This is a genomic window from Streptomyces sp. NPDC102258, from assembly GCF_055584685.1.
The window spans coordinates 51,442-72,987 of record NZ_JBVJLO010000006.1; the positions used below are offsets into that span (position 1 = coordinate 51,442).

General features: G+C 70.8%; 15 protein-coding genes and 1 pseudogene. 7 read left to right on the forward strand and 9 right to left on the reverse strand.

Features of this window, described 5'->3' with window-relative positions; genetic code table 11:
* The first annotated feature begins 120 nt into the window (after positions 1–120).
* Together ACZ6ZT_RS12290 and ACZ6ZT_RS12295 are read left to right on the forward strand one after the other, a co-directional pair.
* Entirely contained in the window at positions 121–1,347 is a 1,227-nt protein-coding gene (locus tag ACZ6ZT_RS12290) for a thiolase family protein (RefSeq protein WP_469718472.1), read from the forward strand.
* Positions 1,344–3,473: a 3-hydroxyacyl-CoA dehydrogenase NAD-binding domain-containing protein gene (locus ACZ6ZT_RS12295; protein ID WP_469718476.1), complete on the forward strand. Its 2,130-nt coding sequence runs from the start codon at positions 1,344–1,346 to the stop codon at positions 3,471–3,473. Before ACZ6ZT_RS12290 ends, ACZ6ZT_RS12295 begins: the two co-directional genes overlap by 4 nt.
* A 75-nt stretch (positions 3,474–3,548) precedes the next feature.
* Here ACZ6ZT_RS12295 and ACZ6ZT_RS12300 read toward each other — a convergent pair whose 3' ends face one another.
* Together ACZ6ZT_RS12300 and ACZ6ZT_RS12305 are read right to left on the reverse strand one after the other, a co-directional pair.
* A complete protein-coding gene (locus ACZ6ZT_RS12300; protein ID WP_469718480.1) occupies positions 3,549–5,291 on the reverse strand; it encodes a polysialyltransferase family glycosyltransferase in 1,743 nt (580 codons plus the stop codon).
* Positions 5,288–6,265 (reverse strand): glycosyltransferase family 2 protein, encoded by a 978-nt coding sequence (locus tag ACZ6ZT_RS12305; RefSeq protein WP_469719063.1) that lies wholly within the window; start codon positions 6,263–6,265, stop codon positions 5,288–5,290. The genes ACZ6ZT_RS12300 and ACZ6ZT_RS12305 overlap by 4 nt, the downstream gene beginning before the upstream one ends.
* Positions 6,266–6,576: 311 nt before the next feature.
* On the opposite strand from ACZ6ZT_RS12305, the gene ACZ6ZT_RS12310 reads away from it, so the two are divergent.
* The 4 genes and pseudogenes from ACZ6ZT_RS12310 to ACZ6ZT_RS12325 all read left to right on the forward strand — a co-directional run bounded on the left by ACZ6ZT_RS12310 (position 6,577) and on the right by ACZ6ZT_RS12325 (position 10,644).
* Entirely contained in the window at positions 6,577–7,851 is a 1,275-nt protein-coding gene (locus ACZ6ZT_RS12310; RefSeq protein ID WP_469718482.1) for a DUF6716 putative glycosyltransferase, read from the forward strand.
* Between the two features lie 37 nt (positions 7,852–7,888).
* A pseudogene (locus ACZ6ZT_RS12315) lies at positions 7,889–8,623 on the forward strand (acylneuraminate cytidylyltransferase family protein); the annotation flags it as partial.
* A 33-nt stretch (positions 8,624–8,656) separates the two neighbouring features.
* Positions 8,657–9,574, forward strand: a complete 918-nt coding sequence (locus tag ACZ6ZT_RS12320) for an N-acetylneuraminate synthase family protein (protein ID WP_469718484.1) — start codon at positions 8,657–8,659, stop codon at positions 9,572–9,574.
* Positions 9,571–10,644: a hypothetical protein gene (locus ACZ6ZT_RS12325; RefSeq protein WP_469718487.1), complete on the forward strand. Its 1,074-nt coding sequence runs from the start codon at positions 9,571–9,573 to the stop codon at positions 10,642–10,644. The genes ACZ6ZT_RS12320 and ACZ6ZT_RS12325 overlap by 4 nt, the downstream gene beginning before the upstream one ends.
* Here the strand turns inward: ACZ6ZT_RS12325 and ACZ6ZT_RS12330 are convergent.
* Positions 10,609–11,733: a PLL family lectin gene (locus ACZ6ZT_RS12330; RefSeq protein ID WP_469718491.1), complete on the reverse strand. Its 1,125-nt coding sequence runs from the start codon at positions 11,731–11,733 to the stop codon at positions 10,609–10,611. The genes ACZ6ZT_RS12325 and ACZ6ZT_RS12330 overlap by 36 nt on opposite strands.
* Before the next feature lie 135 nt (positions 11,734–11,868).
* Between ACZ6ZT_RS12330 and ACZ6ZT_RS12335 the strand changes: the two genes are divergently transcribed.
* On the forward strand, positions 11,869–13,008 hold the full coding sequence (locus ACZ6ZT_RS12335) for an LCP family protein (RefSeq protein ID WP_469718494.1): 1,140 nt from the start codon (positions 11,869–11,871) through the stop codon (positions 13,006–13,008).
* Between the two features lie 20 nt (positions 13,009–13,028).
* Here ACZ6ZT_RS12335 and ACZ6ZT_RS12340 read toward each other — a convergent pair whose 3' ends face one another.
* The 6 genes from ACZ6ZT_RS12340 to ACZ6ZT_RS12365 form a co-directional block, all read right to left on the reverse strand.
* Positions 13,029–14,534 carry an amino acid permease gene (locus tag ACZ6ZT_RS12340; RefSeq protein ID WP_469718498.1) on the reverse strand — a complete coding sequence of 502 codons (1,506 nt, stop codon included), beginning with the start codon at positions 14,532–14,534 and terminating at the stop codon, positions 13,029–13,031.
* A gap of 105 nt (positions 14,535–14,639) precedes the next feature.
* Positions 14,640–16,556 (reverse strand): 1-deoxy-D-xylulose-5-phosphate synthase, encoded by a 1,917-nt coding sequence (dxs, locus tag ACZ6ZT_RS12345; RefSeq protein ID WP_469718501.1) that lies wholly within the window; start codon positions 16,554–16,556, stop codon positions 14,640–14,642.
* Positions 16,557–16,810: 254 nt separating this feature from the next.
* A complete protein-coding gene (locus ACZ6ZT_RS12350) occupies positions 16,811–18,091 on the reverse strand; it encodes a sugar ABC transporter permease (protein ID WP_469719065.1) in 1,281 nt (426 codons plus the stop codon).
* A 26-nt stretch (positions 18,092–18,117) separates the two neighbouring features.
* Positions 18,118–18,906: an ATP-binding cassette domain-containing protein gene (locus tag ACZ6ZT_RS12355; RefSeq protein WP_469718505.1), complete on the reverse strand. Its 789-nt coding sequence runs from the start codon at positions 18,904–18,906 to the stop codon at positions 18,118–18,120.
* 185 nt (positions 18,907–19,091) lie between these two features.
* Positions 19,092–20,210 (reverse strand): sugar ABC transporter substrate-binding protein, encoded by a 1,119-nt coding sequence (locus ACZ6ZT_RS12360; RefSeq protein ID WP_469718507.1) that lies wholly within the window; start codon positions 20,208–20,210, stop codon positions 19,092–19,094.
* A gap of 118 nt (positions 20,211–20,328) precedes the next feature.
* Positions 20,329–21,543: an ROK family transcriptional regulator gene (locus tag ACZ6ZT_RS12365; RefSeq protein ID WP_469718511.1), complete on the reverse strand. Its 1,215-nt coding sequence runs from the start codon at positions 21,541–21,543 to the stop codon at positions 20,329–20,331.
* Positions 21,544–21,546 lie beyond the last annotated feature (3 nt).

Consider the following 21,546-nt stretch of genomic DNA (forward strand, 5'->3'; position numbering starts at 1 on the left):
GCTCCTCCGTGAGGGGGTGTGCACACCAGTTACTCGCAAGTAGCATGGCGGGGTGAGCGGGCGCTCAGTGATGGACGCCCCCGCGCAGCAGTGCACACCCGCACCTGGAGGAGAGCCAACGTGCCTCGTACCGTCAGGGACGTCGTCTTCGTCGACGGCGTCCGCACCCCGTTCGGCAAGGCGGGCCCGAAGGGCATCTACCACGAGACCCGCGCCGACGACCTCGTCGTGAAGGCGATCCGGGAGCTGCTGCGCCGCAACCCGGACCTGGACCCCGCGAAGATCGACGAGGTTGCCATCGCCGCGACCACCCAGATCGGCGACCAGGGCCTGACGCTGGGCCGTACCGCCGGCATCCTCGCGGGCCTCCCGCAGTCCGTCCCGGGCTACTCGATCGACCGCATGTGCGCCGGCGCGCTGACCGCCGTCACCGCCGTCGCGGGCGGCGTGGCCTTCGGTGCGTACGACGTCGCCCTCGCCGGCGGTGTCGAGCACATGGGCCGCCACCCCATGGGCGAGGGCGTCGACCCGAACCCGCGCTTCGTCTCCGAGAAGCTGGTCGACGAGTCCGCCCTGTTCATGGGCATGACCGCCGAGAACCTGCACGACCGGTACCCGGCGATCACCAAGCTCCGCGCCGACGAGTACGCCGTGCGCTCGCAGGAGAAGGCCGCCAAGGCGTACGCCGACGGCAAGATCCAGCAGGACCTGGTGCCGATCTCGGTGCGCAACACCAACGAGGCCGCGGGCGAGACGGGCTGGGGCCTGGTCACCTCCGACGAGCCGATGCGCCCGGGCACCACGCTGGAGAACCTGGCCGGCCTGAAGACCCCGTTCCGTACGCACGGCCGGGTCACCGCGGGCAACGCCGCCGGTCTCAACGACGGCGCCACCGCCGCGATCATCGCCTCCGAGGACTTCGCCCGGGAGAACAACCTCCCGGTCAAGATGCGCCTGGTCGCGTACTCCTTCGCGGGTGTCGAGCCGGAGGTCATGGGCTACGGCCCGATCCCGGCGACCGAGAAGGCCCTGGCGCAGGCCGGCCTGACCATCGACGACATCGGTCTCTTCGAGATCAACGAGGCCTTCGCGGTCCAGGTGCTCGCCTTCCTGGAGCACTACGGCATCGCCGACGACGACGCCCGCGTGAACCAGTACGGCGGCGCCATCGCCTTCGGTCACCCGCTGGCTTCCTCCGGCGTGCGCCTGATGACGCAGCTGGCCCGCCAGTTCGAGGAGCAGCCGCACGTCCGCTACGGCCTGACCACCATGTGCGTCGGCTTCGGCATGGGCGCCACGGTCATCTGGGAGAACCCGAACTTCAACGCCGAGGGAGACTCCAAGTGAGCACCACCGCTGAGCTCCTGAAGGGCGCGGCCGAGCTGTTCCCGGACGAGGTCGTCACGCAGGCGCACGTCCGCCACCTGGACCTGCCGTTCGGCGCCGGGCGCTTCGCGCTCGTCACGCTGGACAACGGCCTGGACCACACCAAGCCGACCACCTTCGGCCCGCAGTCCCTCGCCAACCTGAACGCGGCGATCGACCAGGTCGAGCAGGAGGCCACCGCCGGCTCCATCGTCGGCGCGGGCATCACCGGCAAGCCGTTCATCTTCGCGGTCGGCGCCGACCTCAAGGGCGTCGAGCTGCTGAAGAAGCACGACGAGGCGCTCGCCATCGGCAAGGGCGGCCACGACGTCTTCAAGCGCCTCTCGGCGCTGGCCGTCCCCACCTTCGCGTACTACAACGGCGCGGCGATGGGCGGCGGTGTCGAGGTCGGTCTGCACTGCACCTACCGCACCGTCTCCAAGGCCATCCCGGCCTTCTCCCTGCCCGAGGTCTTCCTCGGTCTGGTGCCCGGCTGGGGCGGCTGCGCCCTGCTGCCGAACCTGATCGGCGCGGAGCGCGCGGTCTCGGTCATCATCGAGAACTCGCTGAACCAGAACCGCCAGCTCAAGGGCAAGCAGGTCTTCGAACTGGGCATCGCCGACGCGCTGTTTGAGGGCGCGGACTTCCTGGAGCAGTCGCTGCTGTGGACCGCCCGGGTCCTCAACGGCGAGACCGAGGTCGTGCGCGCCGATGTCGAGCGCGGTGACGCCTGGGACGCGGCCGTCGCCAAGGGCCGCTTCATCGCGGACTCCAAGGTGCACGGCGCCGCTCCGGCCGCCTACCGCGCGCTGGACATCATCGCCGCGGCCAAGGACGGCGACCTCCAGGCCGGCTTCGACGCCGAGGACCAGGCCCTGGCCGACCTCATCATGGGCGGCGAGCTGCGCTCGGGCATCTACGCCTTCAACCTGGTGCAGAAGCGCGCCAAGCGCCCGGCCGGCGCCCCGGACAAGTCGCTGGCCCGTCCGGTCACCAAGGTCGGCGTCGTCGGCGCGGGCCTGATGGCCTCGCAGCTGGCGCTGCTGTTCCTGCGCCGCCTGGAGGTGCCGGTGGTCCTCACCGACATCGACCAGGAGCGCGTGGACAAGGGTGTGGGCTACGTCCACGCCGAGATCCAGAAGCTGCTCGGCAAGGGCCGCATCAACCAGGACAAGGCCAACCGCCTGACCGCCCTGGTGACCGGCGTCCTGGACAAGGCCGAGGGCTTCGCGGACGCGGACTTCATCATCGAGGCCGTGTTCGAGGAGATGTCCGTCAAGCAGAAGGTGTTCGCGGAGGTCGAGGCGGTCGCCCCGGCGCACGCGATCCTCGCCACCAACACCTCCTCGCTGTCGGTGTCGGAGATGGCCTCCAAGCTCCAGCACCCGGAGCGCGTGGTCGGCTTCCACTTCTTCAACCCGGTCGCGATCCTCCCGCTGCTGGAGATCGTCCGCGGTGAGCAGACCGACGACGCCTCGCTGGCCACGGCCTTCGGTGTCGCCAAGAAGCTGAAGAAGACCGCGGTCCTCACCAAGGACGCCCCGGCGTTCGTCGTGAACCGCATCCTGACCCGCTTCATGGGCGAGATCCAGAACGTCATCGACGAGGGCACCCCGGTGGCCACCGCCGAGAAGGCCATCGAGCCGCTCGGCCTGCCGATGTCCCCGCTGGTGCTGCTGGAGCTCGTCGGCCCGGCGATCGGTCTGCACGTCTCCGAGACCCTGAACCGCGCCTTCCCGGAGCGCTTCACCGTCTCCCCGAACCTCGCCGCGGTCGTCAAGGCCGGCAAGCGCGGCTTCTACAAGTACGACTCGGGCCGGCCGGAGCTGGACCCCGAGGTCGCCGCGCTGCTGGTGCAGGGCGACTCGGTGCTGACCGAGGAGCAGGTCCGCGACCGCGTCCTGGACGCGGTGGCGCAGGAGATCGGCCTGATGCTGGAGGAGGGTGTCGTGGCCGAGGCCCAGGACATCGACCTCTGCCTCATCACCGGTGCGGGCTGGCCCTTCCACCTGGGCGGCATCACGCCGTACCTGGACCGTGAGGGCGTCTCGGAGCGGGTGAACGGCAAGCGCTTCCTCGCCCAGGGCGTCGCCAGCGTCCCGGCGTAACCCACGGCGTCACCACGACGGCCCGTCCGCACTCCGGTGCGGACGGGCCGTTCGCGTACCCGCCGGGCGACCCCGCTATCTGCGGCCGAGGCGGCCGCTCTTGACGAGGCGCTGGGCGGCGGGCGATTCGGGGTTGATGCTCAGCGCCCGCTGTCCGGCCTGGCGGCGCAGGTCGTCGCCGTGTTTGCCGAGTTTCGCCGCGGTCTCGGCGATCCGCAGCCAGACCAGCGCGCGCCCGCTGTCCGCGGAGATCTCGACGGCGCGCTGGATGCGGCGCCTGGCCTGGTCGGTCTCCTTGCGGCGGATGTGGGCCTGGGCCATGCCGATGAGCAGGTCGAGGTTCTCGTGCTCGGCGAGCAGCCGCGCGCCCACCTCCAGGATCCCCCGGTCGTCCTTGGCCTCGACGAGGGAGGCGAACCCGCTGAGCGTGATGTCGGTGAACGGCACGTCGTCCGGCTCGGTGCGCTCGCCGGTGGCGCGGAAGGTCCAGCCCTTGCCCGGGCGCCACTTCCAGGTGCGCGGCCCGGGCAGGTCCAGCCGGGTCCGGGTGCGCTCGTTGAAGTGCATCGACAGTTCCGGGCGGCCCTCCCACTGGTCGACGGCTGCGGCCACGTACGCCTCGGCGACCGGGCGCAGGAACGCGTACCGCTTGGACTGCATGCAGTAGGCGACGGCCTGGACGTACGGGGTGACCTCGGTGCGGATGTACTCGGTGTCCAGCACCCGGTCGGCGGGGCCGGCGGCGGAGGGGGCCTCCAGGTCGGGGAGCAGCGCGTGGGTGAGGGTGGCGGGGATGCGGTTGCTGTTGGCGTAGGGCCGCATCCGCCGGATCACCTCCAGGGCGCCGATCTGGGCGACGGGGATGCCGTAGAGCACGCGGGCGGTGAACAGGCCGGTGGAGAAGCAGCCGATGACCTGGCGGGGGCGCAGGTACGCGAAGAGCGTCTCGGCGAGGACGGGCACGTCCAGGACGAGGAAGGGCACGCCCGCCTCCCGGGCCGCCTCGCCGAGGGTGTCGGCGAGGCTGGAGGGGGCGCTGGGGTGCGGTTTGAAGACGATGGAGGTGTGGCCGAGGCGGAGCGCGTTCTGGAACATGCGCAGGTGCAGTTCCTCCTCCTCCTGCTCGGTGAGGATGCCGAGCGGGGAGAGGTACTGGCCGAGCAGGACGGCGGTCTGCGGGCCGAGGCGGGCCAGCGGGGCCGGGACCACCCGGTCCAGGAGGGGCGCGCACGCGCGGGTGACCTCGTCCAGCAGCTTGAGGACGGCTCCGGTGTGCACGGGCTGCGAGGGGATCCCGTACTCGGTCAGCAGCATGGGCAGCAGGGTCGGGACGAGGTCGAGGTAGAGGACCTGGGTGATCCGGCCGTGCAGGGAGCGGGGCAGGTCGTTGCGGGTCGGGCCGTAGCTCATGACGCCGTCGGCGTAGACGGCGAGGGTGGCGTCCGAGAAGATCTTGCAGAGGGTCTGGGCGGGTTTGACCTGGATCGACTCGACGACGAGTTCGAGGGGGCCCGACCGGATGCCCATCTTCTCCGCCATCACCGTGCGCCACAGCGGGGCGTCCTCGTCGCGCGGGGACCAGAGCGCGGGGTGGAAGGGGTAGATGAGGTCGTTCCAGTAGACGACCCGGTGGAAGCGGGCGAGGACGGGGGCGGCGCCGGGCATGTGGTGCAGCGGGGTGGCGACTTCGGGGATGTCGACGTTGTTGCACACGAGCAGGACGCGCTCGCGGTCGTCCTGGCCGAGCTGGCCCGCTTCGATGGCGGCGGCGACCGTCATGGCGCCGTAGAGGGTGGAGGCGGCGAATATCCGGGTCATCGGGCGGCGGCGCCCTGGTGCCGGGACATCAGCGCTCTGAGCTTGTTCACGCGTGCGGAGTCCATTCCTGCCAACGTCCCCTCCAGGATGTCCTGGGGGAGGTCCTTCAGGATCTGCGCGCTCCGTTCCAGCAGCAGACCCCGGGTGAGTTCCTCGTACGACTCGGCGCGGTCCAGGTGAATGACGATGAGCGCACAGAGAGTTCGCATCGCCTTGAACGAGAGTTCATATCCGCGGGGGTGACGGGACAGCTCGTCGAAAATCAGCCGGAAGGCGGGAAGGAAGTCGAGCTGGCGCTCGTCGGGCACCTTGGTGAGCGAAGTGGACACATCACGGCGGTAGAAGATGCCGTGCAGGTCGACCACCCCGAAGGAGCGGGTGCGCAGGTGCAGCTTGTAGAACCAGGGCCGGTCCTCGGCGGTGCGCAGGGTCTCGTCGAAGAACAGCGCGCCCGCCTCCAGGAGGCGCTCGCGGTCGTAGATGCCGGCCCAGGACTGCGGGTAGTCCATGAAGGTCGAGGCGTCCACCGGGCCGATGTAGTCGACGGGGTCGAGCGGGAGGGCCCTGGGGGCGAGCGGCGCCATGACTATCTTGCGCTTGCGCCCGTACACCCGGACGTGTCCCGTCCGCAGGAAGTCGACGCCGGACTGGCTCATCCAGCCGACCAGTTGCGCGAGATATCCGGGGGCGTACCAGTCGTCGCCGTCGAGGAAGGTGAAGAAGCGTCCCCGCGCCGCCGAGAGGCCGATATTGCGGGTGGCCGATATCCCCAGGTTGCGCTGATTGCGGATCAGTACGGCGCCGGGAATGGTGGGCACCATTTCCTGGAGTATCTCTGACGTCCCGTCAATGGATCCGTCGTCCACGATGATGAACTCGAAATCCTCCCGGGCATTGAGCGCCAGGGATTTGAGGGCGGTCCGACAGTAGTCCCGCACGTCACACATGGCAACGATTACCGAAAGGGTCACCATGGAAAGCACTCACCCCGCTCACATTCCTCACTCACTTCCCCCGGATGCGGCCCGGACGATCCGCCCGGCGCACTCCCCGATCCTACGATCAGGTAACACGTCGGCCATCATGACAGAACCCCCCGAAGGCCCTGAACGACCGCCCCGGTGTGACGTACAACTCCCCTGCCGGTCGAGGCCTTTTCGTGACACGTAAGGCTGAGGTGAGCATGTAAGGTCTAACGGGCCGCGCGGCAATCCGTCCCTGCCCGCACTCGGCCGCGGCCCTGACGACGCCAGTCGGACCTCGCCCATCGACCCGGGAATCACCAGTGCGCATCCACGTGCTCGCAGACTCCGACACCCGCTGGAAATGGGGCGCGGGGCTGGCGGTGGGCCTGGCGCCGGGCAGCGAGGTGCACGCCCACATGCTGCGCGGCAGGAGCACCCCCACGGCGCGCCAGCTGGCCGAGGTCGGCATCACCCCCGCCTCCATCACCGAGGCCACCCTCCCCGAGTTCGCGGCGGCGCCCGAGCTGGACGGGGCCGACCTCGTCATCCTGGGCACCGTCGGCGGCTCCACGCACGCCGCCCTGCACGCGCTGGCCCACCGGTTCCGCGGGGCCGCCCGCCGGCCGGTCCTGATGACCGGATACGTCGGCGTCGTCTACGAGAAGATGGCCGACGGGCTCTTGCTGCGGGCGGGCGCCGACATCGTCCTCGCCAACAGCCCTTTCGACCGGCGCCGGTTCCGCGAGATCTACGAGCCCCTCGGAATTCCGGGCTCGTGCATCGTCCAGACCGCCCTGCCTTTCCTCGACCAAAGGCCGTACGACCCGAACCGCACGCACGCCCGGCACCCCTATACGGTCTGTTTCGCCGTCCAGCCCTCGGTGCCCGCCGACCGCACGGGACGCCTTTACCTGCTGCGCCGCGCGATATCCCACGCGCGGCTGCGCCCGGGCCGCGACGTGCTCGTCAAACTCCGCAGCAGGCCCGGTGAGGCCACCACCCACATCGAGGCGTACCACTACCAGGTGCTGGCGGAGGAACTCGAAGAGCCGCTCCCGCCCAATCTGCATTTCGTGTACGGCAACATGTCGGAAACCCTGGACCGCACCGACCTGTTGGCGACGGTCAGTTCCACGGCCGCGCTCGAATCGATGCACCGGGGAATGCCCACCGCGATCCTGAGCGATCTCGGGATACGGGAGATCCACGGCAACCACTATTTCACCGGTTCCGGCTGCGTCACCGACTGGTCCGCCATAGACGAGGGCGCGGCCCCCCTCGCGCACGAATCCTGGACCGCCGACCAGGGAATCCGCTGCGCCGACCCCTTCGAAGAACTCCGCACCCGTATCCGGGAATTGACGGGCCGACCGCTGCCGCCGATATCCCCGTACTACACCGCCGACAGCGCACCCGAATACGTCGGTACGCTGCTGCGCCGCCGGGGCCTGAATCCGGACGGCTCCCCCGGCGCGGGCGGGGGAGCCCGCGGCGCCGGACCGATGCGGCGCACGTCCCGCCGCGTGCTGAAGGTCGCCTACCGGTTCGGGGTCCAGCGCGTGGCCCCGAAGATCCAGCAGTGGGGCGGCGTGTGACCGCCCCGCGCACCGTGCCGTACACCGATCCAGCAGCGTGGGAGAGAGCCCTGTGAACGTCACCGCCGTCATACCCGCCCGGGGCGGCTCCAAGGGCATCCCGGGCAAGAACGTCGCCGAGGTCGGCGGGATGCCCCTGGTCGCCCGCGCCGTGCGCGCCTGCCTCGGCGCCGCCCACGTGACCCGGGTCGCGGTGTCCACCGACGACGAGGCGATCGCCCGGGCCGCCCGCGCGGCCGGCGCGGAGGTGGTCGAGCGCCCCGCCGAGCTGGGCACCGACCGGGCCTCCAGCGAGTCGGCGCTGCTGCACGCGCTGGACCGGCTGGAGGAGCGGCACGGGGAGCCGGTGGACGTCCTGGTCTTCGTCCAGTGCACCAGCCCCTTCGTCACCGCCGAGGAGGTCGACGAGACCGTCCTGGCCGTGGTCCGCGACGGCGCCGACTCCGCCTTCACCGCCGTGCCCTTCCACGGCTTCCTGTGGACCGCCGCGCCCGGCGCCGTACCCGGCCACCGCGCGAGCGGCGTCAACCACGACAGCGCCGTCCGCCAGCGCCGCCAGGACCGTACGCCGGAATACCTGGAGTCCGGCGCCGTCTACGCCATGCGCGCCGACGGCTTCCGCCGCCACGGCCACCGCTTCTTCGGCCGGACCCAGCTCGTCCCCACCGCCCCGGAGCGGGCCGTGGAGATCGACGAGCCCGGCGACCTGGCCCGGGCCCGCGCCCTGGCCCCGCTGCTGGACGCGCAGGCGTCCCCGCAGCCCCCACACCCCTCGCAGTACATCGGAAAGGAACTCTGAACAGTGGTGCACAGCAGCCGTATCCGCCGGATCGGGAACAAGGAGGTCGGCGCCGGCCGGCCCGCCTATGTGATCGGCGAGATCGGGATCAACCACAACGGCGAGCTCGCCAACGCCCTGGCGCTGATCGACGCCGCCGCCGACGCGGGCTGTGACGCGGTGAAGTTCCAGAAGCGCACGCCCGAGATATGCACGCCCCGCGACCAGTGGGACATCGAGCGCGACACCCCCTGGGGCCGGATGACGTACATCGACTACCGCCACCGCGTGGAGTTCGGCGAGGACGAGTACCGGGCCATCGACGCGCACTGCGCGGAGCGCGGCATCGCCTGGTTCGCCTCCCCCTGGGACACCGAGGCCGTCGCCTTCCTGGAGAAGTTCGACGTCCCGGCCCACAAGGTGGCCTCCGCCTCGCTGACCGACGACGAACTGCTGCGCGCCCTGCGCGCCACCGGCAAGACGGTCATCCTGTCCACCGGCATGTCCACCCCGCGGCAGATCCGGCACGCGGTGGAGGTGCTGGGCAGCGAGAACATCGTCCTGCTGCACGCCACGTCCACCTACCCGGCGAAGGCCGAGGAGCTGAACCTGCGCGTCATCCAGAGCCTGGAGGCGGCCTACCCGAACGTGCCGATCGGGTACTCCGGCCACGAGACGGGCCTGCAGACCACGGTGGCCGCCGTCGCCATGGGTGCCTGCGCCGTCGAGCGGCACATCACCCTCGACCGGGCCATGTGGGGCTCCGACCAGGCCGCCTCCGTCGAACCCGGTGGCCTCACCCGCCTCGTGCGCGACATCCGCACCATCGAGACCGCGCTCGGCGACGGCGTCAAGCGCGTGTACGAGTCCGAGCTCGCGCCGATGCGGAAGCTCCGCCGCGTCCAGGGCGCCCTCGCCGCCGAGGGCGTGACGGCCTCGGCATGAGCGAGACCCTCGCCCTGGTGGAGAGCCCGGCTCAACTGCTGAACGTCCTGGAGTGGGCCCACGTCCACCCGGGCGAGGCCGCGTCCCTGACCATCGCCGTGCTCCAGCCGGTGGACCCGCGCTCGCGCGAACAGGTCCGCCGGCTGTGCCGGTTCGCCTCCCGCTCCCAGGTGGTGTGGCGCCGCTACGAGGTGCGCGCGGGCTACCTGGGACGCGCGGGTGAGCTGATGCGCCTGGGGCGGGCGGTGGGAGCCGCCGACCGGCTCGTCATCGGGGACCTGTTCTCCCGCACCATCCAGCTGCTGCTGCCCCGCTCCAAGGCCCGTGAGGTGGTCGTCGTGGACGACGGCACCGCCACCACCGAGCTGGTCAGCCTGCTCACCGACGGGCAGCAGCTGACCCGCTGGCACCAGGGCGAGGTCAAGGCGTCCGCGAAGGGCGGCCCCGTCAACCGCTGGCTGGCCCGCGACGGCCTGGACCGCGCCGTCTTCTTCACCTGCATGCCGGTCGCCGCGCCGCCCGGCACCGAGGTCCGGCCCAACGAGTACGCCTGGAGCCGGGCCACCTTCGGCCCGGTCCGGGTCCGCGACGGCGCCGACCTGGCGGGCAGCTCCCTCGTGGAGACCGGGGTCGTCGACGAGGACCGGTACGTCGACGCCGTCGGCTGGATCGCCCGGTCCCGCGCGGCCGGCCGCTACCTGGCGCACCGCCGCGAGAGCGCGGCCAAGCTGGCGCGGATCGCGGCGGCGACGGGCATGGAGGTCGTCCACCCCGAACTGCCCCTGGAGCTGACCGCGCTGACCGAGCCCATCGGCCGCTCGGTGCTCACCTTCGCGTCCACCATCGCCTACACGCTGCCGATCGTGCTGCGCGGTGCGCCGGTACGGGTGGAGCTGTGCGAGATGGACGACGCCTGGATCACCCCGGACACCGCGGAGCGCTCGGTGGACTTCCTGCGGCGGATCTCCGCCCTGGCGGTGGACCGGCACGGCCTGACCCTGATCCCGCCCCAGCCCCGGCGCGGCCGGCGGCCGTCAGAACCGCTGCCAGCGGCCCAGCGAGAGGCTTGAGCCGTCCTTCTGCCGGTTGACCAGCAGCTCGCCCCGGGCGCTGATCGAGGCGATGACGACCAGTCCGCGCGCGTCGACGGCCAGCGCCGGGGACTCCAGGCACTCCTCGCCGATCTCCGTCCACCACAGCCCGGCGGCCTCGTGCTCGGTCGGATAGGCGGCGAGCGCGGTCCGGCCGCCCACCGCACGGAAGGCCAGCACGGTGCAGTCGTAACCGTCGACCAGCGCGCGGGCGGCGGCGAGCGCCCCGTAGGCCGGACCGCCGCCGAGGGCCAGCACCCCGGCGCCCTCGCGGTGGGCGAACACCCCGCTGCCGTCGGCCGCGTGCCAGAAGTGGGTGAGCCGGCCCGGGGCGGTCTCCAGCGCGCAGAGCGAGCCGTCCTGGGCCAGGTACGGCAGGTCGGCGCCCTTCTTCAGGGGACCGCCGGGCGCGCTCTGGGCCCACAGCGACAGGCCCTTCTCGCCCGGGGCGGCGAACCAGACGCGCCCCTCGGCGGTGGAGGCCGCGCAGGCCCCCTCGAAGGTCTTGCTGCCGCGCAGGTCGTCCCACGCGCCCCAGTTGCCCTTCTTGTCCTGTCGCCGTACGTGGACCCCGCGCCCGGCGTTGCGCACGAAGACGTGGGGTGCGCCCTGGGCGTCCACCGCGAGGGCCGGCGGTCCGCCCCGGTGGGACATCTCGGGCTTGTGGTACAGGGTGCCGAGGGAGTCCCAGGGGCCCATGGGGCGCCCGCTCTGGTACTGCACGGCGTGGTGGTAGGTGACGGTCTCGGTGTCCCCGGTGCGGCGGCGGCGCCGGCCCACGAAGTGCGCGTACCCGTCCGGTCCCTGGCCCACCGCGAGGTCGGTCAGTTCCTCGGCGGGGAAGAGGTCGGGGCCGCTCCACTCGGGTCCGCCGGGGGCGCGCTCGGTCCAGCGCAGCAGGCCGCCCTCGGTGCGCGCGTAGGCGGTGAGCCGTCCGTCCTTGCCGGCGAGCAGCCAGCGGCCGCGTACGGGGCCGAGGGCCACCGTCGTCCAGTCGCGCGCGGGCCCGGCCGGGGCGGTGGCGCGGCGGGTGTTCGGGGACGAATTGCGCCTGGATCGCGTCGCCATGGACCGCAAGCAACCCTTCCGCTTTCACCGTTCGAACAGAATCAGGATACCCCGGAGGGTTTCTGGCGTGATCGTGCGCTTATCTTGTAGCCCGCGAGATTCCCCGCTTCCCCTTCGGAAGGCCGGTCCCCGGGCATGACTTCAGACACCACCGCGACGACGAGCCCGGCCGAGGGCCAGGCGCCCCCCGGGCGTCCGCCCCGTTCCCGCGCGAGCAGGATCCGGCGCGGGCTGGGCTGGACGGCGGCCGTCCTGGTCCTCGGCGCGGCCGGCTCCGGCTGGTGGGTCTACAGCCACCTCAACGGGAACATCGCCAGCGTCGACCTGGACCAGGCGATCGGTACCGACAACCGGCCGCCGAAGGTGGTCGAGAACGCGCAGAACATCCTGGTGCTCGGCTCCGACTCGCGCGCCGGCGCCAACGGCGAACTCGACCACGGCGACGTCAGCGGGGCCCGCTCCGACACCGCGATGCTGGTGCACATACCCGAGGGCCGGGCCAGGGCCACCGCGGTGAGCATCCCGCGCGACACCCTGATCTCCCGGCCCGAGTGCAAGGACGGCGACGGCAAGACGGTGCCCCCGGCCAACCGGGTCATGTTCAACTCCGTGTACTCCGTGGCCGGTCCGGCCTGCGTGGTCAAGACGGTGGAGCAGCTCTCTGGGATCCGCGTGGACCACTTCGTGGAGGTGGACTTCGCCGGGTTCAAGGGGCTGGTGGACGCGCTCGGGGGGGTCACCGTCACCCTCGACCAGCCGATGAGCGGCGCCAAGGGCGGCCTGAAACTGGACGCGGGCACGCACCGGCTGAACGGCACGGACTCGCTGAAGTTCGTCCGGACCCGCTACGGCTACGGCGACGGCAGCGACCTCGGGCGCATAGGCCTCCAGCAGCAGTTCATGCTCGCGATGCTGTCCGAGATCAAGAAGCAGGACGCCTTCGGCAACCCGGCGCGGCTGTACAAGCTCGCGGACGCCGGCACCAAGTCGCTGACCACCGACTCCGACCTCGCCTCGCTCACCGCGCTGTCCGACTTCGCGCGGAGCGTCAAGGGCGTGGACCCGTCCACGATGGAGACCATCATGCTGCCGGTGGCCTACGACAAGGTCGACCCCAACCGGGTCGTCGTCGCGCAGGAGCAGGCCTCCCTGCTGTGGGAGGCGCTGCGCACCGACCAGAAGGTCCCCGCCGCGGCGAAGGACTCCCCCGCCAAGGGCGGTGCGGGCAAGGCCCCGAAGGGACCGAAGGCCTCGCCCTCGCCGTCCGCGGGCTGAACCGGAATGGAAGAGCCGCCCTAACCCTTGCCGTCCTCGCGGACGAACTCGCCGCGGCCGAGCCTGCTGTGGCCGCGTCCGTAGACGAAGTAGACGATGAGGCCGATGGCCATCCAGACGCCGAACCGGATCCACGTCTCGGCCGGCAGGTTGAGCATCAGCCAGAGCGAGGCCGCGATCGACAGGATCGGGATCACCGGCACCCACGGGGTGCGGAACGCCCGGTGCAGGTCGGGGCGGGTCCGGCGCAGGATGATCACGCCGAGGGCGACGAGCACGAACGCGAACAGCGTGCCGATGTTCACCAGTTCCGCGAGCTTCTCCAGGCTGGTGAACCCCGCGACGACGGCGATGACGCCGCCGAGCAGGAGGGTCGCCCGGTAGGGCGTGCGGTACTTGGGGTGGGTGACGGAGAAGACCCGCGGCAGCAGCCCGTCACGGCTCATCGCGAAGAACACCCGGGTCTGGCCGAGCAGCAGGATCATGCTCACGGTGATCAGGCCGACGGCCGCCCCGAGGCTGATGGCACCGGAGAAGAACGGCTGGTTCACCGACTTGAAGGCTTCGGCCAGGGGCGCCGTCGGAGACATCTCCGAGTACTTCTGCATCCCGGTCACCACCAGCGTCACGGCGACGTACAGGAAGGTGCAGATGAGCAGCGAGCCGAGGATGCCGCGCGGCATGTCCCGCTGCGGGTTCCTGGTCTCCTCGGCCGCGGTGGCCACGACGTCGAAGCCGATGAAGGCGAAGAAGATGAGGGAGGCCGCCGTGAAGATGCCCATCACGCCGAAGTTGGTGGGCGCGTAACCGAACAGCAGCTGGACCAGCGGCGCGTGCAGGTCGCCGCCCGCCTCCTGTGGTTGGGCCGGCGGGATGAACGGCGAGTAGTTGTCGGCCTTGATGAAGAACAGGCCCGCGATGATGACCAGCAGCACCACGGCGACCTTGATCGCGACCACGACGCCCGTGATCCGCGCCGAGAGCTTCGTCCCGACGACCAGGATCGCGGTCAGCACCACGATCAGCAGGAAGGCCAGCAGGTCGAAGGTGCCTCCCGCGTCGGGCCCCGACAGCGCCGTGGGCAGGTCCCAGCCGAGGTTGGTGTGCATGAGGTGACGCACGTAGCCGGACCAGCCGACCGCCACGACGGCGGTGCCGAGCGCGAACTCCAGCACCAGGTCCCAGCCGATGATCCAGGCGGGCAGCTCACCGATCGAGGCGTACGAGAACGTGTACGCGGATCCGGCCACCGGCACGGTGGAGGCGAACTCGGCGTAACAGAGAGCGGCGAGGGCGCAGACGATGCCCGCCGCCACGAAGGCCAGGGCGGTGGCGGGTCCGGCGTTGTTGCGGGCCGCGATGCCCGTGAGGACGAAGATGCCGGTGCCGATGATGACGCCCACCCCGAAGACCGTGAGGTCCCAGGCGGAGAGGGACTTGCGGAGCGCGTGTTCCGGCTCCTCCGTGTCGCGGATGGACTGCTCCACCGTCTTGGTGCGGAAGACGCTGTTCAGGTCCTTGCTCACCGACGCACCTCCGGCAGGTGACGAGGCACACGAACGGGCCGGGAGGCCCACCCCCTCAAGGGTGATCTCCCGGCCCGCGACGTGCAACCGCGCGGAGGCCGCCGTCTAGTCGACCGTGGCGGCCGGCTCGCTGTCGTAGCGCCCGTCCAGCTTGGCCACCAGACCGGTGACCTGACGGGCGATGTCCGGGGCGGTCAGGCCGATCTCGGCCATGATCTCCTTGCGCAGCGCGTGGTCCAGGAACCGCTGCGGGATCCCGAAGTCGCGCAGCGGTACGTCGACGCCCGCGTCCCGCAGGGCCTGCGCGACGGCGGAGCCGACCCCGCCGGTGCGGCCGTTGTCCTCGACGGTGACGACGACCCGGTGGCGCTCGGCGAGCGGGGCCAGGGCCTCGTCCACCGGCTTGACCCAGCGGGGGTCGACCACGGTCGTGGTGATGCCCTGCTTGTCGAGCAGATCGGCGATCTCCAGGCACATCGGGGCGAGCGCGCCCACCGACACGAGGAGTACGTCCGGCCGGGTGACCTCCGGGGCCGGAGTGCGCAGCAGGTCCATGCCGCCGATCCGGCCGACGGCCGGGACGGCCGGGCCGACCACGCCCTTGGAGTAGCGCACGACGGTCGGGGCGTCCTTGACCTCGACGGCCTCGCGCAGCTGGGCGCGCAGCTGCTCGGCGTCGCGCGGAGCGGCGAGCCGCAGGCCCGGGACGACCTGGAGGATGGACATGTCCCACATGCCGTTGTGGGAGGCGCCGTCGTCACCGGTGACGCCGGCCCGGTCCAGGACGAAGGTGACCCCGCACTTGTGCAGGGCGACGTCCATCAGGACCTGGTCGAAGGCGCGGTTGAGGAAGGTCGCGTAGACGGCGAACACGGGGTGGACGCCGCCGCTGGCGAGGCCCGCCGCGGAGGTCGCGCCGTGCTGCTCGGCGATGCCCACGTCGAAGATGCGGTCCGGGAAGGCCTCGGCGAACTTGTTGAGGCCGACCGGGTGGAGCATGGCGGCGGTGATGCCGACGATGTCCGGGCGGTCGTGGCCGAGCTTGACCATCTCGTCGGCGAAGACGGAGGTCCAGCTCGCGGCGGCGGTCTTGACCGGCAGGCCGGTGTCCGGGTGGATGACGCCGACCGCGTGGAAACGGTCCGCCTCGTGCTCCAGGGCCGGGGTGTAGCCGCGGCCCTTCTGGGTGAGGCAGTGCACGATGACCGGGCCGCTGAAGCGCTTGGCGCGCTGGAAGGCGGATTCCAGGGCCTCGATGTCGTGGCCGTCGATGGGGCCGATGTACTTCAGGCCCAGGTCCTCGAACATGCCCTGCGGGGCGATGAAGTCCTTCAGGCCCTTCTTCGCGCCGTGCAGGGTCTCGTACAGCGGCTTCCCGACGACCGGGGTGCGCTCCAGGAGGTCCTTGCCGCGGGCGAGGAAGCGCTCGTAGCCGTCGGTGGTGCGCAGGGTGGCGAGGTGGTTCGCGAGGCCGCCGATGGTGGGGCCGTACGAGCGCTCGTTGTCGTTGACGACGATGACGAGCGGGCGGTCCTTGGCGGCGGCGATGTTGTTCAGCGCCTCCCAGGCCATGCCGCCGGTCAGCGCGCCGTCGCCGATGACGGCGGCGACGTGGTGGTCCTCGCGGCCGAGCACCTCGTTGGCCTTGGCGAAGCCGTCGGCCCAGCCGAGCACCGTGGAGGCGTGGGAGTTCTCGATCACGTCGTGCTCGGACTCGGCGCGCGAGGGGTAGCCGGAGAGGCCGCCCTTGGTGCGCAGACCGCCGAAGTCCTGGCGGCCGGTGAGCAGCTTGTGGACGTAGGCCTGGTGGCCGGTGTCGAAGAGGACCTTGTCCCTGGGCGACTCGAAGACCCGGTGCAGGGCGATCGTCAGTTCGACCACGCCGAGGTTGGGGCCGAGGTGCCCGCCGGTCTTGGAGACGGCGTCGACGAGGAAGGACCTGATCTCGGCGGCGAGCTGGTCGAGCTCCTCCCTGCTGAGCCGGTCCAGATCGCGCGGTCCCTTGATGCGGGGCAGCAGCACCCGTGCCTCCTTGCAGTTGCTTGCCGGTCTGTCGAGTCTAATGTTCCGCTCGCGGAGGCCGTCATCGGGCGGTACCGCGAGGGACACACCTTTGTCATACCTGTACACGCCGCCGGGGAATCACACCCCCCAAATGGGCTCATACCCGCACAGTTGTACGGATCGACACACGCACAGGTGCCCGGTACCACACGCGGTGGCACCGGGCACTGTGACGGGTCTTACCGTCCCGCGGGGCCCCGCAGGGCCCGCGGTCAGGCGCGTCCGGCCGTCTTCTGGGTCTTGCGGGTGACCGAGTCGATGACGACGGTGGCCAGCAGGACCGCGCCGGTGATCATGTACTGGATCGGCGTCGCGATGCCCTCCAGGGCCAGACCGTACTGGATGGAGGTGATGACCATGACGCCGAGGAGGGCGTTCCAGGTCCGGCCCCGGCCGCCGAAGAGGCTGGTGCCGCCGATGACGGCCGCCGCGATGACGTTCATCAGCAGGTCGCCGGCGCCGGCGCTCTGGTTGGCCGCCGCGATCTTGGAGGCCCAGAAGAGCCCGCCGACCGCCGCGAAGGTGCCCGCGATGGCGAAGACCGCGATACGGATCCCGGCCACGTTGATGCCCGCGCGGCGGGAGGCCTCGACACTGCCGCCGAGCGCGAAGACCTTGCGTCCGAAGGAGGTGCGGCGCAGCAGGAAGTCCGTGCCGACCAGCGCCAGCACGAAGAGCACCACCGCGAGCGGCAGGCCCTTGTACTGGTTGAACACCACGGCCGGCCCGAAGGTGAAGACCGCGAGCACGCCCGTGCGCAGCAGGATCTCGGTGAGCGGCCGCGAGGGGACCCCGGCGGCCTCGCGGCGGCGGTTGTCGAAGAAGGTGGCGAGGAAGTACGCCGCCACCGCGATCGCCGCGAGCCCGTACCCGGCGGCCACGTCCGAGAAGTAGTACGTGGTGAGCTTGCCGACCACGCCCTCGGAGTCGAGGTTGACGGTGCCGTTGCTGCCCAGGATCTGGAGCATGGCGCCGGACCAGAACAGCAGGCCCGACAGGGTGACGGCGAAGGCCGGGGCGCCGATCTTGGCGAAGAAGAAGCCGTGGATCGCGCCGATCAGGGCGCCGCCCGCGATGGCGGCCAGGATCGCCACCCACTCGTTGACGCCATGGGTGACGGCGAGGACCGCCACGATCGCGCCCGAGACACCGCTGACGGAGCCGACCGAGAGGTCGATCTCGCCGAGCAGCAGCACGAAGATGATGCCGACGGCCATCATGCCGGTGGCGACCATCGTGATCGCGATGTTGGTGAGGTTCTCCGGGGAGAGGAAGTTCGAGTTCAGGCTCTGGAAGATGCTCCAGATGACGATCAGGCCGAGGACGACCGGGATGGATCCCAGGTCACCGGCCTTCATCTTGCGGCCGAACTCGTTCAGGTAGCCGGAGAGGCCCCGCTCGCGCACGAGCAGGCGGGGGTCCACGGCGGGGATGGCGTCCGCCGCGGCGGAGGGGTTGACCGGATCGGCGTGCCGCTCCGGGCCCTTGTCCAGCGGATCGGCGGCGGGGTTGTGGGTGCTCACTTGCGGGCCTCCCCGGTGCGGGCCGCCCGGCGGGTCACGGCGTTGTCCGTGGCCCCGGTGATGGCGGAGATGATCTCTTCCTGCGAGGTGTCGGCGACGCTGAAGACGCCGTTGTTGCGGCCCAGCCGCAGGACCGCCACCTTGTCGGCGACGGCCTTCACATCGGCCATGTTGTGGCTGATGAGGATGACGGCGTGGCCGCGTTCGCGCAGCCGCTCCACCAGGTCCAGGACCTGGGCGGTCTGCTCGACGCCGAGGGCGGCGGTGGGCTCGTCGAGGATGACGAGCCGGGGCTCGCCCAGCATCGAGCGGGCGATCGCCACGGTCTGGCGCTGCCCGCCGGAGAGCGAGGCTATGGGGATCCGGACACTGGGGATCCGGATCGACAGGGTGGTCAGGAGCTCGCGGGCGCGGCGCTCCATCTCCACCTCGTCGAGGACGCCGAAGCGCTTGAGCTCGCGGCCGAGGAAGAGGTTGCCGACGACGTCGATGTTGTCGCACAGCGCGAGGTCCTGGTAGACCGTCGCGATGCCGAGGCTCTGGGCGTCGTGGGGCTTGTTGATCGAGACCGGACGGCCTTCCCACTCGATGACGCCGTCATCGATGGGGTGCACGCCGGCGATCGTCTTGACCAGCGTGGACTTGCCGGCGCCGTTGTCGCCCACCAGGGCGACCACCTCACCGGAGTGGATTTCGAGCTCTACGTCGGTCAGGGCCTGAACGGCGCCGAACCGCTTCGAGACCCCTCGCAACGCCAGCACGGGCGCAGCGGACACATGAACCATCTCCTTCGCCGCCTGACCGGCGGGGATGTCGTGCAAAAGAGCAGGAGCGGGGCGGATGGGGGGGGTGGGGGTGGATCGTTTCTGCCCGGCGCCCCGCGGGTGGCGGGGTGGAAAGGGCGGGGCGCCGGGCAGGCGTGGGGTCGTCTCGCGGAAGAAGGAGACGTGCTGCGCGCTCGCCGCGCGGATTACTTCAGGCCGACGGTGGTGCAGGCGGCCGTGTACTTGTCGGTGCAGATCTCGTCGACCGTGTAGACGCCGTCCTTGATGACGGTGTCCTTGATGTTGGCCTTGGTGAGCGAGACGACCGGGATCAGCACCGACGGGACGCCCTTGGTGGTGGGGCTGTCCACGTTGTTGTTGACGACACCGTCGATCTTCTCGCCCTTGGCGAGGGCGACGGCCATCTCGGCGGCGGCGGAGGCCTCGGGAGCGTAGGGCTTGTAGACGCTCATGAACTGCTCGCCCGCCACGATGCGCTGCACACCGGCGAGTTCGGCGTCCTGGCCGGTGACCGGCGGCAGCGGCGACATGCCGGCGGCCTTGAGGGCGGTGATGATGCCGCCGGCCATGCCGTCGTTGGCGGAGTAGACGCCGACGACCTTGTCCTTGCCGATCGCCGAGAGCGCTCCCGCCATGTTGGTGTTGGCGTTCTCCGGCTTCCACTCCTTGGTGTCGTACTCCTTGCCGATGTTCACCTTGCCGTCCAGGACGGAGTGCGCGCCCTTCTTGAAGAGCGCGGCGTTCGGGTCGGTGACGGAGCCGTTCATCATGACGATCTGGCCGTCCTTGGCCTTGTCGCCCAGGGCCTCCAGGAGCGCCTTGCCCTGCACCTTGCCGACCTCTTCGTTGTCGAAGGAGGTGTAGGCGTCGATCGGGCCTTCGGCGAGGCGGTCGTAGGCGACGACCGGGATACCGGCGTCCTTGGCCTTCTTGACCGAGCCCGCGATGGCCTTGGCGTCGACCGCGTCGATGATCAGCACGTTCACCTTGTTGGTGATCATCGTGTCGACCTGGGAGTTCTGCGTGGTCGCGTCCTGCTTGGCGTTGGCGTAGACGACCTCGGCCTTGCCGCCCGTCAGATCGGAGACCTTCTTCTCGATCAGCGGCTTGTCGAACTTCTCGTAGCGCGCGGTCTGGTTCTCCGGCAGGAGCAGACCGACCTTGATGGCGTCGCCGGCGGCGGAACCCGAGGGCTTCTTCGCGGCGTCCCCGCCCGCTTCCTTGGCACTGCCACAGGCGGCCAGCGAGACGGCCATGGCGCCGGCGGCTACGGCTACGGCGGCTCTACGCATACGCGTGTTCATTACTTGAACCTCCCTGACGAGGCCGCAACACTGCGGCCGAGGTGGATGTGAGTCAACCCCGGCCGCAAGTTTGCCGTCAAGGAGTGAATCCTTAACGAGATGACAACGGTGCCATCCGTTATCTAACTGAAGACATGACGGCGGGCGCGCGCACGCCCATTCCATTTTCTGCCAAAAGCGTTGAATCGCCCATCTCGCTCAGTACGAGGGCCAGCGCGCCGAGCACTTCCGCCCGGCCCCCGAGCGACCCCGTCAGCACCGACAACTGCCGGGCCGCGCTGGGGATCGCGTACCTCCCCACTGATTCACGGATGGGAGCCAGTACGAGTTCACCCGCCTCGGCGAGCGATCCGCCCAGCACCACCCGGCTCGGGTTCAGCAGGTTGCACAGGCTGGCCACGCCGCTGCCGATGTGCCGGCCGACGTCGGTGATGACGCGGCGGCAGCCCGGGTCCCCGCCGCGGGCCAGCTCGACCACCCGCTCCATCGTCAGCTCCGGGCCGTGGCTGCTCTGCAGGAGCGGCAGCACGTAGCGGGCGGCGGCGAAGGTCTCCAGGCAGCCGCGGTTGCCGCAGCGGCAGACCGGGCCGGACTCGTCCAGGGTGATGTGCCCGATCTCCCCGGCGGTGCCGCCCGGTCCCCGGTAGATCTGGCCGTTGATCACCAGGCCCGCGCCGACGCCGCTCGCGACCTTGATGTACGCCAGGTCCTTGACCCCCCGGCCACTGCCCCAGACCAGCTCGCCCAGCGCGCCGAGGTTCGCGTCGTTGTCCACGTACACGGGCACGCCCAGGCGCTGCGAGAGCTCGCGGCGCGGGTTGATCCCGGCCCAGCCCGGCAGGATCGCGGTGGAGCCGAGGGTCCCGGACTCCACGTCGATGGGACCGGGGACGCCGAGCCCCACGCCGATGACCTTGTCCCGGCCGACGCCGACCTCCTCGATCAGCCGCCCGACCAGCGCCTCGGCCCGGTCGAAGCCCTCCACCCAGGAGGCGTCCACGTCCAGTGGCTCGGACTCCTCGGCGAGCACCTGGTGGGCGAGGTTGCCGACCGCCACCCGCAGGTGGGTGTGGCCGAAGTCGACCCCGATGACGATGCCCGCGTCCCCGCTGAGCGAGACGCTGCGGGCCCGGCGGCCGCCGGCCGAGGTGTCGGTGACCTCGACGGTCCCGGCGTCCTTGAGCTCGCGGACGATGTTGGAGACCGTCGCCGCCGACAGTCCGGTGGTGCGGGCGATCTCCGCCTGGGTCAGCGAACCCGCGAGGCGCACGGCCCGCACGACCCGTTCGAGGTTCGCGCGATGCAGCGAGGACTGCGATCCGGGAGTCTGCACGAC

What these genes read in the sequence shown, in the direction of transcription:
- ACZ6ZT_RS12325 (WP_469718487.1), top strand. Translation starts at nt 9,571, where the DNA reads ATGAGCGAGACCCTCGCCCTGGTGGAGAGCCCGGCTCAACTGCTGAAC.
- ACZ6ZT_RS12300 (WP_469718480.1), bottom strand. Translation starts at nt 5,291, where the DNA reads ATGACCCGGATATTCGCCGCCTCCACCCTCTACGGCGCCATGACGGTC.
- ACZ6ZT_RS12360 (WP_469718507.1), bottom strand. Translation starts at nt 20,210, where the DNA reads ATGAACACGCGTATGCGTAGAGCCGCCGTAGCCGTAGCCGCCGGCGCC.
- ACZ6ZT_RS12330 (WP_469718491.1), bottom strand. Translation starts at nt 11,733, where the DNA reads ATGGCGACGCGATCCAGGCGCAATTCGTCCCCGAACACCCGCCGCGCC.
- ACZ6ZT_RS12355 (WP_469718505.1), bottom strand. Translation starts at nt 18,906, where the DNA reads ATGGTTCATGTGTCCGCTGCGCCCGTGCTGGCGTTGCGAGGGGTCTCG.
- ACZ6ZT_RS12305 (WP_469719063.1), bottom strand. Translation starts at nt 6,265, where the DNA reads ATGGTGACCCTTTCGGTAATCGTTGCCATGTGTGACGTGCGGGACTAC.
- ACZ6ZT_RS12335 (WP_469718494.1), top strand. Translation starts at nt 11,869, where the DNA reads ATGACTTCAGACACCACCGCGACGACGAGCCCGGCCGAGGGCCAGGCG.